This is a genomic window from Pedobacter nyackensis (assembly GCF_032678475.1).
GTDB classification, from domain to species: domain Bacteria; phylum Bacteroidota; class Bacteroidia; order Sphingobacteriales; family Sphingobacteriaceae; genus Pedobacter; species Pedobacter nyackensis_A.
Genome location: NZ_JAVTSF010000019.1, coordinates 1 through 816, shown reverse-complemented (window position 1 = coordinate 816; position 816 = coordinate 1). Strand labels below are relative to the sequence as shown.

Sequence of the window (816 nt, the reverse complement as noted above, 5' to 3'; positions counted from 1 at the left end):
GCTAAGCCCAGTGAATTCTACAGATGGAGGCATCACCTGGAAAGCTACACTTACACCTGCAGTGGGAATTACAGACCCAACCAATCTGATCACTTTAGATAATACAGGTGTTACTGATCTGGCAGGTAATACAGGAACAGACAATACCAATTCTAACAATTACGCAATTGATACCAACCGGCCTACAGCTACCATAGTTGTAGCTGATAATACTTTAAGTATTGGCGAAACACCAACAGTAACCATTACTTTCAGCGAAGCCGTTATAGGATTTACCAATGACGACCTCACCATTGCCAATGGCACGCTAAGTGCGGTTAGTTCTACAGATGGAGGCATCACCTGGAAAGCTACACTTACACCTGCAACTGGAATTACAGACCCAACCAATCTGATCATTTTAGATAATACAGGTGTTACTGATGTTGCAGGTAATGCAGGAACAGGAATTACCAATTCCAACAATTACGCGGTGAATACTAACCGACCTACAGCTACCATAGTTGTGGCTGATAATGCTTTAAGTATTAGCGAAACACCAACAGTAACCATTACTTTCAGCGAAGCGATTACCGGATTTACCAATGACGACCTTACTGTTGCCAATGGCACGCTAAGTGCGGTTAGTTCTACAGATGGAGGCATCACCTGGAAAGCTACACTTACACCTGCAGCTGAAATTACATATCTAGCCAATGTGATTACTTTGGATAATACAGGTATAACAGCTGTTTTATCCGGCAATGCGGGAACAGGTGTTACCAATTCCAACAATTACACTATTGATACTAACCGGCCTACAGCTACCATAGTTGT

Annotated in this window: 1 protein-coding gene; it reads left to right on the top strand. The window is 42.6% G+C overall.

All coding sequences use genetic code 11. The annotated features are described in order from the left end of the window. The coding region (locus tag R2Q84_RS25200; RefSeq protein WP_316819377.1) for an Ig-like domain-containing protein at positions 1–816 on the top strand (816 nt) is incomplete at both ends.